Source organism: Streptomyces sp. NBC_01198, assembly GCF_036010485.1.
Taxonomy (GTDB): Bacteria; Actinomycetota; Actinomycetes; order Streptomycetales; family Streptomycetaceae; genus Actinacidiphila.
Genome location: NZ_CP108568.1, coordinates 828317 through 842422 on the forward strand (window position 1 = coordinate 828317; position 14106 = coordinate 842422).

Annotated in this window: 10 protein-coding genes and 1 pseudogene; 5 read left to right on the forward strand and 6 right to left on the reverse strand. The window is 71.0% G+C overall.

Annotated features, from left to right (window positions below; genetic code table 11):
- Positions 1 to 3 precede the first annotated feature (3 nt).
- Both OG702_RS03715 and OG702_RS03720 read right to left on the reverse strand, forming a co-directional pair.
- A complete protein-coding gene (locus OG702_RS03715; protein ID WP_327287433.1) occupies positions 4 to 1377 on the reverse strand; it encodes an ABC transporter permease in 1374 nt (457 codons plus the stop codon).
- The gene (locus OG702_RS03720; protein ID WP_327287434.1) at positions 1374 to 2315 is read right to left on the reverse strand and encodes an ABC transporter ATP-binding protein; all 942 of its coding nucleotides are present in this window, start codon (positions 2313 to 2315) and stop codon (positions 1374 to 1376) included. The genes OG702_RS03715 and OG702_RS03720 overlap by 4 nt, the downstream gene beginning before the upstream one ends.
- Before the next feature lie 264 nt (positions 2316 to 2579).
- Here OG702_RS03720 and OG702_RS03725 point away from each other — a divergent pair, with 264 nt between their 5' ends.
- Together OG702_RS03725 and OG702_RS03730 are read left to right on the forward strand one after the other, a co-directional pair.
- Entirely contained in the window at positions 2580 to 4133 is a 1554-nt protein-coding gene (locus OG702_RS03725; protein WP_327287435.1) for a carboxylesterase/lipase family protein, read from the forward strand.
- Positions 4130 to 4483, forward strand: coding sequence for a VOC family protein (locus tag OG702_RS03730; RefSeq protein ID WP_327287436.1), 354 nt, complete (start codon positions 4130 to 4132; stop codon positions 4481 to 4483). Before OG702_RS03725 ends, OG702_RS03730 begins: the two co-directional genes overlap by 4 nt.
- Here OG702_RS03730 and OG702_RS03735 read toward each other — a convergent pair.
- Complete coding sequence (locus OG702_RS03735) at positions 4477 to 4677, reverse strand: hypothetical protein (protein WP_327287437.1); 201 nt, start codon at positions 4675 to 4677, stop codon at positions 4477 to 4479. The two genes, OG702_RS03730 and OG702_RS03735, sit on opposite strands and share 7 nt — an antisense overlap.
- Positions 4678 to 5132: 455 nt before the next feature.
- On the opposite strand from OG702_RS03735, the gene OG702_RS03740 reads away from it, so the two are divergent.
- Both OG702_RS03740 and OG702_RS03745 read left to right on the forward strand, forming a co-directional pair.
- Entirely contained in the window at positions 5133 to 9416 is a 4284-nt protein-coding gene (locus tag OG702_RS03740) for a golvesin C-terminal-like domain-containing protein (RefSeq protein WP_327287438.1), read from the forward strand.
- A gap of 101 nt (positions 9417 to 9517) precedes the next feature.
- The gene (locus OG702_RS03745) at positions 9518 to 10114 is read left to right on the forward strand and encodes a hypothetical protein (RefSeq protein ID WP_327287439.1); all 597 of its coding nucleotides are present in this window, start codon (positions 9518 to 9520) and stop codon (positions 10112 to 10114) included.
- A 77-nt stretch (positions 10115 to 10191) separates the two neighbouring features.
- Here OG702_RS03745 and OG702_RS03750 read toward each other — a convergent pair.
- Both OG702_RS03750 and OG702_RS03755 read right to left on the reverse strand, forming a co-directional pair.
- Positions 10192 to 10397: pseudogene (locus OG702_RS03750) on the reverse strand (ABC transporter permease); the annotation flags it as partial.
- Positions 10398 to 10402: 5 nt separating this feature from the next.
- Positions 10403 to 11941, reverse strand: coding sequence for an APC family permease (locus OG702_RS03755; RefSeq protein ID WP_327287440.1), 1539 nt, complete (start codon positions 11939 to 11941; stop codon positions 10403 to 10405).
- 133 nt (positions 11942 to 12074) lie between these two features.
- Between OG702_RS03755 and OG702_RS03760 the strand changes: the two genes are divergently transcribed.
- Positions 12075 to 13268: an ROK family protein gene (locus tag OG702_RS03760; RefSeq protein WP_327287441.1), complete on the forward strand. Its 1194-nt coding sequence runs from the start codon at positions 12075 to 12077 to the stop codon at positions 13266 to 13268.
- Positions 13269 to 13410: 142 nt separating this feature from the next.
- Here the strand turns inward: OG702_RS03760 and OG702_RS03765 are convergent, their stop codons facing one another.
- On the reverse strand, positions 13411 to 14046 hold the full coding sequence (locus tag OG702_RS03765) for a TetR/AcrR family transcriptional regulator (RefSeq protein WP_327287442.1): 636 nt from the start codon (positions 14044 to 14046) through the stop codon (positions 13411 to 13413).
- Positions 14047 to 14106: the final 60 nt, after the last annotated feature.

The following is a 14106-nucleotide window of genomic DNA, read 5'->3' on the forward strand; positions in this document are numbered from 1 at the left end:
GCGTTATCCCTTCGGGGAGGTGTGGAGCAGCTCGACGTTCCCGTCGAACTGCCACAGCGGATTGGGTGCGTCGCCATGGGAGGTGTGCACCAGGAAGTAGCCGTTGACTTCCTTCGGTCCGTCACCGTCGGCGACGTACCGCCCGTCCGCGGTGATGTCGAGCTGGTAGACGGCCGTCCCCGCGGCCTGCACGCCGGGGAGGTGCCAGGTGACGACGCAGCGCCAGTCGTTGCCCGCTCCCTCGTCCGCGGTCCGGTCGCCGCCCTTGTCGCACGCGGCGGACACCCGGAGCTGCTCCTCGGCGACGGCGGGGCGGTTCAGTTCGTCGGTCTGCATCCGGTACAGGTGCGCGAACGCCGTGGCGAGCGACCGCTGGACCTTCGGCTGGTCGATGCCTGACCCCATCGACGGGGTCGCCAGCCCGACCACCGCGACGGTGGCGCCGGCCAGCACGGCCAGCGGCAGGAATCCGGCCGTGACCGCGCGGCGGCCCGAGGTGTCCTGGGTCAGGTTGGTGAAGTCGCGCCGCAGGAACAGCAGATACGCGATCGCCGTCGCCACCAGGGCCCACACCAGGCTGACCGCGATGCCGATCAGCAGCGGCCCGGCCTGCTGCGGGCCGGTGAACAGACCGTTCCAGGCGATGAAGGCGTAGCCGGGCAGTGCCATGCGGACCGCGACGGGCAGCGGCAGCATCTGGGCGAGCTGCATCACCAGCGCGGCCAGCACGGGGAGCAGCAGGCCCATCGGTGAGCGTCCGAGCGCGACCGAGCCGATCAGTCCGATCCCGGCCAGCGCCAGCGTCGGGGCGATGACGCACGCCCAGGCGAGGAACACCTCGGCGGCGGCGTGCGAGGACGACAGCAGGTGGCCGTCGAGTCCGACCAGCGGCCGGTTGCCGACCGCGAGCAGCCCGCCGACCGCGCCGGAGGCAGCCAGGCCCACCAGCATCGACAGGATCACGGTGAGGCTCGCGAGACCCTTCGCCGCGAAGATCCGCCGCGGCGAGCGGACCGCCACCAGCAGGTGGCGCCACGTGCCGAGCCGGTCCTCGGCGGCGAAGACGTCGCCGGCGACCACCGAGGTCAGCAGCGGCAGCGCCCACGTGCCGGAGAATCCGAGCACCACCAGCGGCCCCGCCCAGCCGGTGGCGTGCATCCACCGGCCGAAGAGGGTGTCGGTGGGCAGCGTGCTCTGCTGGCTGACCGCGGCCACGAAGAGCGCCGGCGCGATCCAGCAGGCCAGGACCAGCAGCCGGATCCGCCATTGCGACATCAGCTTGACCAGCTCGAAGCGGTAGCAGCGGGCGACCGAGACGGGGTGGGCCCGCGGGGCAACGCTGTTGCCGGCCAGGGGCGCGGTTTCGGTGGCAGTCATCGGGCGGTCTCCTGCTGTTCGGTCAGGGCGACGAAGGCGGCCTCCAACGGCGAGACGACCGGGGCGAGTTCGCGTACCGCGATGCCGTCGCGCACCAGGCCGGACACCAGCGCGTCCAGGGCGGGCGTCAGGGCCCGGACGACGAGTGCCTCGGCGCCGCGCCACTCCACGGCCTCCTCGACGACGCGGACCCCGTCGGCGGCCGCGGCCAGCCGGTGCGCGGCCCGCGGGTCGGACGTGAGGATGCGGTAGTCGAGTTCACGGTTCTCGGCGGCCAGCTTGCCCAGCGGGCCCGAGAAGACGACCCGGCCGCCGGCCAGGATGGTGACCTCGGAGCACAGCGCTTCCAGGTCGTCCATGCGGTGGCTGGAGAGGACCACGCTGGTGCCTTCGGCGGCGAGCCGGGTCAGGACACCGTGCACGTGCTTCTTGCCCGCCGGGTCCAGGCCGTTGGACGGCTCGTCGAGCACGAGCAGCCGTGGCGCGGCGAGCAGGGCGGCGGCCAGGCCGAGCCGCTGGCGCATGCCGAGCGAGAAGCCGCGCAGCCGGTCGTCGGCGACATCGGTCAGGCCCACCTCGGCCAGGGCGTCGGCGATCGCCGAGGTCGCCGGTCCGTCGCCGCGCAGCGCGGCGAGCGCGGCCAGATTCTGCCGGGCGGTCAGCGAGGGGTACAGGCCCGGCCCGTCCACGAAGCCGGCGACACCGTCGGGGGCGGCGAGCGCCCGGCCGACCGGCGTGCCGAGGATCTCCAGCTCACCGCTGTCGGCCACGGCCAGCCCGAGCAGCAGCCCGAGCAGCGTCGTCTTGCCCGCGCCGTTCGGTCCGGCCAGACCATGGATCTGACCTCGCGCCAGGTCGAGATCGATGCCGTCCAGCGCGACGACATCGCCGAAGTATCTGGTGATTCCGCGAGCCCTGACCGCGAGGCGAGTATCCATAGAACCCTTCTTCCAAGACCTACAAAGACTGTAGGGAGCACGTATGAGGCAGGTGTGGAAGGTGAGTTGAACGTTCGCCGAACAGCAGACAACCGCCGCTGGTGGCGGCGGGGCCCTCTCGCGACCGGCCCCCGCGTGGCGCACTGCCGCCGCAGGCCGATCAGGCCGTAAACCATTGGCGGCATCCGAGCGGAACGGATGATCCTGTAGGCCCGGGGCGCGGTGGCTGCCCCCCTCCTGCTTGACGTGAGAGGACGTGGTGACGTGACCGCTGCCGAGTCCGGGCCGTCCGGGTCCCGGCCCGAAGTCCGCTCGGCGGCCGGGTGGCTGCGCGGCAGCCGGGAGGCGGGTGTGGCGGTCTTCCGCGGGATCCCGTTCGCCGAACCCCCGGTCGGCACGCTGCGCTTTGCCGCGCCGCGAGCCATACCGGCCTGGAGCGGGGTGCGGGACGCCCTCGCGTACGGTCCGCCGCCCCCGCAGGGCGGCCACTTCGGCATGGCGGCGCGGTCGCAGCACGTGGGCGACGGCTGGCTGACCGCCAACGTGTGGTCGCCGGAGCCCGACCCGGCAGCGGGACTGCCGGTGATGGTGTGGATCCAGGGCGGCGCCTACGTGATCGGGATGTCGGGCCTGCCGGAGTACGACGGCGGCCGGCTCGCGCGAGAAGGTGGCGTGGTGGTCGTGACCTTCAACTACCGCGTGGGGATCGAGGGCTTCGCGCAGATCGAGGGGGCGCCCGCCAACAGGGGTCTGCTCGACCAGGTCGCGGCTCTGGAGTGGGTCCGCGACAACGCCCGGGCTTTCGGCGGCGACCCCGACCGGGTCACGGTCTTCGGCCAGTCGGCGGGCGGGGGGTCGATCGCCGCCCTGCTGGCGATGAGCCGCGCGGCAGGTCTGTTTCGCCGGGCCGTCGTGCAGAGCATGCCGGGCACGTTCTTCTCGCCGGAGCTCGCCGCGGACATCGCTGCGGCCTGCGCCGCCGAGCTCGGACTGCGGCCCACGGTGGCCGACCTGTCCGGCGTCGCCCCTGACCGGCTGTCCTCCGCCGCCGACGCGGTGGGCGCCGCCATGGACCAGCGGGTGCGACGGTGGGGCCTGCCCGCGCACCGGGCGATCCCCTTCTCGCCCGTCGTCGACGGGGAGGTTCTGACCGACACACCCTGGCGTGCCCTCGCTGGCGGGGCCTGCCGCGGTGTCGAGCTTCTCGTCGGCCATACTCGCGACGAGCAGCGGCTGTTCACCGCCGTCAGCGGTCTGCTCGGCGAGGTGACCGACAAGCAGGCCGCCGACGCCCTGCGCGTCTTCGCACCCGGCCCGGACGGCGCCCGCCGCTACCGCGATGCCTTCCCGGCGGCAAGTCCGGACGAGCTCTACGATCTGGTGCACTCCGACTGGCTGTTCCGGATGCCCTCGCTCCACCTCGCCGAGGCGCAGACGGCTGCCGGCGCCCGCGCGCATGTCTACGAGCTCGCCTGGCCGGCCCCGGGCATGGGCGGTGCTTTGGGGGCCTGCCACGGCCTCGACGTGCCGCTCGTCTTCGGCAACCTGGACCGCGGGCAGCCCGCCGCGCTCATCGGCGGCGCGCCCTCTCCGGAAGCGGAGGCGCTGTCCGCCCGGATGCGCGCCGCATGGGTGTCCTTCGCCGGACGCGGCGACCCCGGCTGGCCCGCGTACGACACCGAGCGGCGCCTCGTCCAGCGCTTCAGCAGCCGGACGGGGGTCGTCCCGTACCCGGAGGAGTCCGCCCGCCTGATCTGGCGGAGACATACTTTCCCCGCGCTGCCGCTGATCGACCGGACAGGAGAGCCGACGACGTGACGAACCGCTGGATCGGAGTGACCGTCGACTGCGTCGACGTGGAGCGGGTGGCGGGATTCTGGAGCGTGCTACTGGACCGCCCGGCCCTGCCGTCCCGCCCTGGCTGGGTCTACCTCGGCCGTCCGGGCGACGCGCAGCCGCGCCTCACCTTCCAGCCCGTCAGCGAGCCGAAGCAGGCCAAGGTGCGCCTGCACCTCGACGTCGCGGTGGACGACATCGCCCAGGGCATCGCCCAGGTCACCGCCCTCGGTGGACAGTTCAGCGGCGAACGGCACGACTACGACGAAGGCGTCGTCGTCGTGATGACCGATCCCGAAGGACACGAATTCTGCCTGGTCCAGTTCTACTGAGCCGACCCGCGCCCGGCCGGGCGACGGTGTCCGTCGTGCTCACGCCGTGGGCAGAGGCCTCCTGCCGCGGCGAAGTCCACCGGTTCCTCCGCCGAGGGACGCGGCAGGAGAAGGGCCTGCTCCAGGTAGCGCCGCAGCAGGACCGCGTCGTGGTCGGTGCCGAGCCGGGCCAGAGCAGTCCCAGCCGTAGCCACTCCCCCGAGGGGAACGGCCAGAAAAGATCATATTCTTCGACTTTCCTCGCGTGCGCCATAAACGCGATTGCCTTGTGATCCATGACACACATGAAATTCACTGGATGCGCACTTTGCCTCGATCGTGCCCTTGTTCTCGAATCATTTGAATGCCAAAGTATTTCGGCATTCACATTTCAATCGTAGCGGGGGGTGAATGCGAAGAGTCACGTCCAGCGTTGACGGAATTATGTGCGAGCCGGGGAAAGATCGTTGCCGCACACAAGCGGAATTCACCGTACCGCGAGCTGGACGCGATCACTCCGAATACGTGACGCGACGCATTGCCGCCGGATGCGGCCCGCCGCGCGCGCTCGGAGGAAAGTAGCGACCCTCTCATGTGCGCTGCGACATCGGCATGAGCAGGGCGGACCCGCTGCCGTCCGGCGCGGGAGATCCAAGGAGAGGGAATATTCGTGCAATTGCATCGAAAAGCTGGGATCACGCTGGCGGCCTCGGCTGCCGGCTTACTCCTGGCCGCACTGGTGCCCATGTCCGCGGGTGCCACCACCCCCGACTCCACGCCGCAGTCCGCGGCCAAGGCCCCGACGGCCGCGAGGCCGGACCCGGCCGGCGTACCGGCGGGTGACAGGGCCGAGGCCCTGGGCAAGGACTGGGCGAAGTCGACCGACCGTGCGTGGACCACGACCGGCGACCAGACCGGCTTCCACGTCCTGGTCGCCGACGCCCGTAGCGGTTACACCTGGCGGACGGCTGCCACCCTCTCGGAACCGGGCCTGACGACAGACCAGTGGATCGGCAACGCCTGCGTCACCGGTTCGGGGAAGTACGCGGTGGCGGTCTACGCACCCCGCACCTTCACCAACACCCAAGAGCTCTTCGACCGCGGGGCGTTCACCGCGGTGGTGAACCTGGACACCGGAAAGGTCAGCAAGCTCTCGCTCAACGCCAGCCTGGCCTACTTCGATCCGGGGTGCGGCGCGGACGACACCGTCGTCGTCACGCAGGCGGCGGATGACGGCGACAGCGCGCAGACACAGCTGCAGACCGTCGATGCCCGTACGGCGAAGGTCGTCCGCACGGCGACCGTCAATGGGCAGGCCACCTCGGCGGTGCCGGTGGGCGACGACATCGTCACCGCCTCGGGTCCGCGCATCCTGCGCATCGCGAGCTCCGGAGCGAGCCGACTGGTCACCACCACCAGGACCACCGCCTTCCGCCTCCATGCCGACGCCTCGGGCGGCGTCGACTACCTGGAGACGTCGGGGAGTTCGGGCAAGCAGGCGGAAGTGAAGCGGCTGGCCGGCAGCAAGGTCACCACGCTCGCCCGCGGCGATCTCGGCGCCATGGGCCTGGCCCAGGGCGTACACGGTCACGTGTACCTGACCGGAAGCTCCACGGCGGTCTCCGCACTGCCCGGCGAGATCAGCCGACTTGCCGTGCCGGCGGACGCCGGCGTCTCCACCCGGGGCGAACTGGCCCTGACACAGGCCACATCACAACACCTCGCCGCGAAGGTCGCGTCCCCGCTGGCTCAGGTCACCACCGGCGCGCCCGACCCGGTCGCCATCGAGGCGGTCGCCACCAGGACGAAGAAGAAGCTGTCCTTCACGGTGGCCGGGCAGGCTGCCGGAGCCGACGGCGGCAAGCCGTCGCCGATCCTCCCCTACGTGGTGGGCGGCGCGGCCGCCGCCCAGGACGCCCGACCGAAGTCCACGCGGACGGCGGCGGCCGCGGCGGACCTCTCGACGGACCCGGTCGACCAGGACCGGTACTGCTCGGTCCCGCGCAACGACGTCGGCACCCAGGTCTACCAACCCACCCCGAACCAGGTCGAGTGGGCCGCCGATATGGCGATCAGGGGCCTGCTGACCTCGGCGAACATCAGCCGGCCGGCGGACTGGCGGCACTCGGGGCTGCCCGCCTGGACCCCGCAGGGGATGTTCCCGCCGCCCGGACTGACGACCGGTGGCCGGGTCCCTGCACAGGTGCTCCTCGGGATCCTGGCGCAGGAGTCCAACCTGTGGCAGGCGTCCTCGCACGCCGAACCGGGCGAGTACGGCAACCCGCTCGTCGGCAACTTCTACGGCGTCAACATCTACCCCGGGACCACGGGCTACGACCCGAACCTCATCTGGAAGATCGACTGGACGAAGGCCGACTGCGGCTACGGCATCGGCCAGGCCACCGACGGCATGCGCATCGCCGGTCACCCCAAGGACGGCGAGACCGTACTGCCGGCCACCCAGCAGCGGGCGGTCGCTCTGGACTACGCCACCAACATCGCCTACGCCGAGCGGATCCTGGAGCAGAAGTGGAACGAACTCCACGTGTCCGGGGCGTCCATCAAGCTCAACAACGACGATCCGGCCCGTCCGGAGAACTGGTTCGCCGCCGCGTGGAACTACAACGAGGGCTACAACACGCCGGTCGCAGGCGGCCCGTGGGGTCTCGGCTGGGGAAACAACCCCGCCAACCCGAACTACCCGGCTGACCGCTCCCCCTTCCTCTACAACAACCACTACGCCGACGCGGCCTCGCCGCAGAAGTGGCCCTACGAGGAGAAGGTGATGGGCTGGGGCGGCTACCCGCTCGACACCGGACGCTCGTACGACGACAACGGCGTGCAGAACAGCGGCAACACGCACGGCTACTCGGCGGCCTGGTGGACGACTCTGGACAACCAGGCCACGTCGATCGAACCGCCGCTCTCCACCTTCTGCAACAGCAACAATGCCTGCAACTCGGCCACGCCGCCGGTCTGCCACGACGTCGCCTGCTACACCCAGCACTGGTACACCGCGTCGGTGACCTGGAAGAACTGCACGGCGACCGACCCAGGAAACGGAAAGTACAACCAGTGCGGCAACGAGTACCTGACCTACAAGACCGTCCGCAGCGAACCCGGCAGCGCCAACCCGCATCCCGGGCCCTGCGACGCCTCGGCGCTGCCCAGCGGAACCGTGATCGTGGATGACGTGCCGAACTCGGTGGCGTCCACCCGATGTGCGACGCGTGGCTGGAACAGCGGTGGCACCTTCTCGTGGTCCTTCCCCAAGGACGCGAACAACGCCTACGAGGCCAAGGAGGACCTTCACCAGATCGGCGGCGGCTTCGGCGGGCACTACTGGTTCTCGCACGGCCGGCAGCCGAACAACTGGGGCAACCTGCTGCTGACCAACGGCACGTGGACCCCGAACAGCCTGCCGGCACACGTGTACCAGATCCGGGCCTTCATGCCCTATCTGGGCAGCAAGACCAAGTCGGCCACCTACCAGATCACCTCGCCGGACGGCACGGTCTACACGCGGACAGTCGATCAGAGCAAGGCGACGAACGACTGGGTCACGGTCGGCTACTACTACCTCGGCTCCAATGCCAAGGTCACCCTCACCAACGTCACCAACGACAGCACGTCGGGCGACACGACGGTCGCCTACGACGCGCTCGCCTTCACCCCCATCGCCGGAACGTGGGAGCACCACACGTTCGACGCGGCCTCGATCTTCGCGTCGACCCAGAATCTGGACACCTCCGCACCGAGCTTCCTGAACACCCCGATGCGGAGTCGCCAGACGCTGTACGACTGGGCGCACTCGCGGACCGAAGGCGGCTCCTACGGGGGAACGCCGATGCAGGGTCTGACCAGCTTCCCCACCTGCGTGGGCGGTAACACCACCCAGTGCATCGGCCCGGCGCTCCGCAGCGCGGCCACCGCGTGGGCCGACGCCGTCGACAGAGCAGGGACCAGCAGCATCGCGGACTGGCTGGGATTCTCGAACCCCGCCCCGCCGCAGACGATCGACCCCTTCCACTCCTTCACCGACGACCATTCGTACAAGATCAAGACCCATATCGACGCCCAGTGGGTCACCGGGCCGGACGGAAAGATCGTCACCGGCACGCCGAACGTCACCTACACACCGCGCACCGGGGACACCGATATCGCGCCGTTCGTGAAGAACTTCATCCAGGCAACGGTCTCCGACTACGGAAGTCTCGGAGTCACGCTGCCGGATCTCTCCTTCACCGCGACGGACCCCAACGTCTACGGGTCCACGGAAAGCGTGCCGAATCCGCTGTCGACAGGGATCACCCCGGGCAAGGCCTACATTCCCAAGCAGAATGACGCGGCGACCGACAGCAGCGGGAGGTGCGTCGACACCAAGATCGTCAGCGGCGGCAGCATCGGCTACCGCATGCTCAACGGGCAGTCCACCACCGACGCCCACCTCAACGCCTGGGTCAACAAGCTCAAGGACCTGTCCTCGGCGGGGAAGGTGCCGCGGGAGGTGGCCGACACCGCCGGGGACATCTTCAGCACGTTCTTCCGCAGCGGCCTCACCAACGGATCGCTCTTCAACATGGCCCCGCCGATCTGGCAGAACGCGGCCATCGCGTTCTGTGTCGGTGGAACCGTCAACCAGATCCAGACCGCTCCGGACACGGACGACGACCCGGAGTACGGCCTGGTCTACCAGAGCCACATGCCCGACCTGTACCTGTATCTCGACGGGCACATGGTGAACGAGAGCGGAGCCGCCGCGTCGGGTCCCGTCCAGCGGGGGGACTTCGACAATTTCTCCACGGGCGGCTACGGCGGATGCCAGTCGGTGGGCCGCGGTAACGGCGGAAATCCCTGGGACATCAGCCTCGACAGTTCGACCGATACCCGACCTGGCGGGTCCGGCTACTGCGACATGATGCCCCCGCCGCCGGTCTCCAGAGCTCAGCGGTAGGATACGAATCCGAATGGGGGACCGTTCACTGTGCGGTCCCCCATTCGGGGAAACACTTCGGAGAATCGGCGAGACCCCTTGCGCAGCTTTGCAGGCACCACATGAAGAATCAGGACCGCGACACCGGCGTCGCGATTAGAGGCGGTTCGGTCCGAGTGCCGGTCCTCGCCACCCTTCCCACCGCCGGTGCGCTGTGTTCGCTGGTATTCGGTTTCTTCGACTCGACGTCCGGCGTGGCGACTTCGGCCGCCTGCGCGCTCCTCGTCGCAGCGCCGTCCGCGTGGGCGTTCGCCGAGAACCGGCGCATCCGCTCCTCGAACTCCGCGCTGTCCGGCGCGGCTTACCTGTCGGCCGCTCTCGCCGCGTTCACCCTGCTGGTGCCCGTGGCGTCGGTGATGGCGATCGCCGCACGATCGCCGGCTCTCACGCTTGCCGGCTTCATGGCCGTCGTCCCGTCCTCCCTGACGTCATGGCTCGCCGTGCGCGGTGTCTCCGCCCTCCGGCGCGGCCACTGGTGGGGGGCGCTGATGACGACGGCGCCGGCCATCGGCTACGGCATCGTCGCCACGTTGCTGACGACCGCCGACTCCGCCGTCTCCTGGACCGCGTTGCGGCTGGCCGGGGCGGCGCTCGTCGGCGTGTCCCTTCTCGACGTGGCGCTCGCGGTGACCCCGGACCCCCGACCCCGTCAGGGGTGAGCCATCACGTCGCCACGTGCGTCAGCGCCGCGGCGCGTCCAGCGGCTCGGTCCGTGCCGCCCGCAGCGCCGGGTTGTCTCGCCGGTACGCTCGATCACCGCCACGAGTGTGGTGTTGGCGATGCCGACCGCCCCCACGATCAGGCAGATCGCCGCCAGGACCAGGAAGAGTCCCGACAGGTCGGTGCCGACCGCGTCGCGCAGCGAGTGCGGGTCGGCGGCGGAACAGCCTTGAGGATCCGCGGGTTGTCCGGGCGCAGCGCCAGCGGCGCCCGGTGCGCGACGTGCGTCAGGCGCCGACCGGCGTGGCACCGGCGTCGCTGTCCGTGTCGGGGTCGGCGTCGGGGTCGGGGTCGGCGTCGGGGTCGGCGCCCGACAGGTACTCCTCCGAGATCTCCTTGGGCCCGAAGGGCCAGACCTTCTCGTAGCGGGACCACAGCGCGAAGGCCACGGCCCCGAGGGCCACCCAGGCCAGCGACCACTCGATGGGGTGGCGGCCGGGTGAGTTCTTGTCGGCGTAGCCGTAGATGACGATCCAGCCGACCAGCGCGATGATCGCCGGCGCCGGGTAGAGCCACATCCGGTACGGGCGGCGCAGCCCGGGCTGGCGGCGGCGCAAAACGCCGACGGCGAGGATCTGGGCGAGCGCCTGGACGATCACCATCACCGTGGTGAGCAACTGGATCAGGGTCTGCAGGTCGGTGTGCCGGCCGATCAGGAAGCCGCCCGCGGTGACCACGCCCATGGTGGCCAGCCCCCATACCGGGAAGCGGTGGCTGGCATGGAGCCGCCCGTACGGCCGGAAGAAGACGCGCTCGCGCGCGGCGTCGTACGGCACGCGGGACCCGCCCAGCAGGCCGGTGAAGACCGAGGCGAACGCGGTGATCAGGATGAGCACCGTCACGGTGTCCGCGGCGCCCTTGCCCCAGGTCTTCTCCAGCACCGCGGAGGCGACTGAGGTGGACGCGATGTCGTGCGGGTCGAGCATCCGGTGCCAGTCGACGACGCCGAGGGTGCCGATCTGGAGCATCACGTAGATCGCCATGATGCCGAGGATCGAGTAGATGATGGAGCGCGGCAGCACCCTGCCGGGGTTCTTGATCTCCGCGCCCATGTAGGCGGTGGTGTTGTAGCCGAGGTAGTCGTAGATACCGATGGTCAGACCGCCGGCGAAGCCGGTCCAGAAGTGACCGGTGGTCAGCGCGAAGGCATGCGCGGGGTAGGTGAAGGCCAGGTGGCCGGAGAAGTTGCTCGCCGCGGCGACGATCACCAGCAGGACCGACACGATCATCACCACCCACATCACCGCGGTGATCTTGGCGATGTGCTCGATGCCGCGCCACAGCAGCGCGACCACCACCGCGATCACCGCGAGGCCCACCAGGTCGCCGGTGGTGCTGCCCATGTGCGGGGCGAGGTAGCCGAGGTACTGCACGAAGCCGACCACACCGGTGGACATGATCAGCGGGATGAAGAGCATGGCCGTCCACACGAAGAGGAACGGCATGAGCTTTCCGCTGCGGTACTGGAACGCTTGCCGCAGGTAGACGTAACTGCCGCCCGAACCCGGCATGGACGCGCCCAGCTCCGCCCACACCAGGCCGTCGGCGAGGGCCAGCAGGGCGCCGGCCACGAAGCCGATCACCGCCTGCGGCCCGCCGAAGGCCCCCACCATCAAGGGGATGGTGACGAAGGGGCCGATGCCGCACATCTGACTCATGTTGATCGCGGTGGCCTGGAACGGGCCGATACGGCGGACGAAACCGCCGGGTGGCGGCGGACCGCCGGACGTTCGCCCGGACGGGCTGGCTGACGGGTGAGCGCACATGAAGGCTCCCTGGACCGGTGGGATCGCGGGCACGATGCGGCGCTCAAGTTAAGTTCCTTTACTAATAGCGTCAAGAGGGTGCGCCGCACCGACCTGCGCCCGGCTGTCCGGACGATGGGTGACAATGCCCTTCATGACCAGCAGCGACGGCGCGGGCGGGCGGCCCTGGGACGGGCACGAGAGCGGCGCCCGGCCCTGGAACCAGCAGCGGCTGCGCAGTTCCAACGAGCGCCTGCTGCTTGAGCAGTTGCGCGCCGCCCCCGCCTCCCGCGCCCAGCTCGCCCGCACCACCGGGCTGTCCAAGCCCACCGTCTCCAGCGCGCTGGCCGCCCTGGAAGCGGCCGGGCTGGTCCGCGAGGCCGGCCACCACGTCCCCGAGCGCGGCAGGTCCGCCGTCCTCTACTCCCCCGACCCGTCGGCCGGTTACGCGGTCGGCATCGACATCGGCCGGGCCTGGCTGCGGGTGGCGCTGGCCGACCTCGACGGCTCGGTGGTCGCCCGCGGCGACGTCCGCAACCGGGCCCGCACGTCGGCGGCGATGGCCGATCTGGTGGTCGCCACCGCGCACCGGGTGGTCGCCGAGTCCGCGGTGCCCGCGGCGAAGGTCGTGCACGCGGTCGTCGGCACCCCCGGTGTCTACGACGCGGCCGCACGCCGGGTCCGCTACGCCCTGCACCTGCCGGGCTGGGGCCGCGCCGGGCTCTTCGACCGGATGCGCGACGAGTTGGGCATGCCGCTCGCCGTCCACAACGACGCGAACCTCGCCGCCCTCGGCGAGCACTCCTTCGGCGTCGGCGCCGGCAGCAGGCTCTTCGTCTACGTGATGATCGGCACCGGCCTCGGCATGGGCATCGTCGCCGACGGCCGGCCCTTCACCGGGGCGAACGGCGCCGCCGGGGAGATCGGCTTCCTGCCCTGGCCCGGCCGCGAACCGGGCACCCTGGAGGACACCGTCTCGGCCGACGCGGTGGTCCGCGCCGCCCGCGCGCTCGGCATGACCGGCACGCTCACCGCCAAGTCCGTCTTCGACGCGGCACGTTCCGGCTCCCCCGCCGCGGTCGCCGCGGTCCGCCAGGAGGGCGAGCGGCTCGCGCACACCGTGGCCGCGGTCGCCGCCGTCCTGGACCCCGATCTCGTCGTACTCGGCGGCGGCGTCGGCCACAGCGCCGACCTGCTGCTCGACACGGTCCGCGACACCCTGCGCCGGCTCACCCCGCTGCGGCCCCGGGTCGTGGCCAGCGCGCTGGGCGAGGACGCGGTCCTCCTCGGCGCCGTCGCCACCGCCCGGGCCACCGCTCGGGACGTGGTCTTCGCCCAGCGCCTGTGAGGACCCGCCGGCCCGCACCAGCGCCGGTCGCGGCCGGGACCGGCGTCGCCGGATCCGCCCCGGACGCCGAACCGGCCGAACGGCTCCACCCGGTCGCCCGGGAGCGCCTGCGCTGAAGCACCGTCAGGCCGGCCCGCGAGGGTCATCCGCGGGCGGCCGCGGACTCCACCAGGCGCACCAGGTCGTCGAGGTCGGCCTCGAACTCGGCGTCCCAGTCGACCGGTGGGTCCAGCCAGGCGGCGACCGCGCTGTGGCCGGGCAGGTCCCGCTGCGGGTGCCGGCCGCGGCGGCCCCGGGGGTCGAGGGTGCCAGGGCCGAAGCGGCCGCCCGCCTCCGAGGCGATCCAGCCGAGCACATACGTGCTCACCAGCCGCTCCAGCCGCGGGACATGGGCCCGCGGCACCCCCGCGTCGAGCAGGGCGCGGTAGAACAGGTCAACCAGGGCGACCGCGTCGGGCGCCACCGCGGGGCGGGAGAAGAGCAGCGAGGCCGCCCACGGGTGGCCTGCGGCCAGGCCGCGCGCGGCGGTGGCGAAGGCCCGCATCCGCGTCCGCCAGTCCGCCGCGTCCGCCATCTCCGGCGCCCCCTGCCTCACGGTGGACAGCAGCCGGCCCAGCATCGCGTCGAGCAGCCCCGCCTTGTCCCCGACGTGCGGGTAGAGGGCCATCGGGGTGACGCCCACCGCCGTGGCGACCGCCCGCATCGACACCCCTGCCAGGCCGCGCTCGTCGGCCAGGGCCACCGCGGCGTCCAGGATCTCTTCCCGTTTTCCCGTCATGCCTCTACACTGTAGATCTATACGATGTAGATCATTTACACCCGGGCCGGCCTGCGGGCC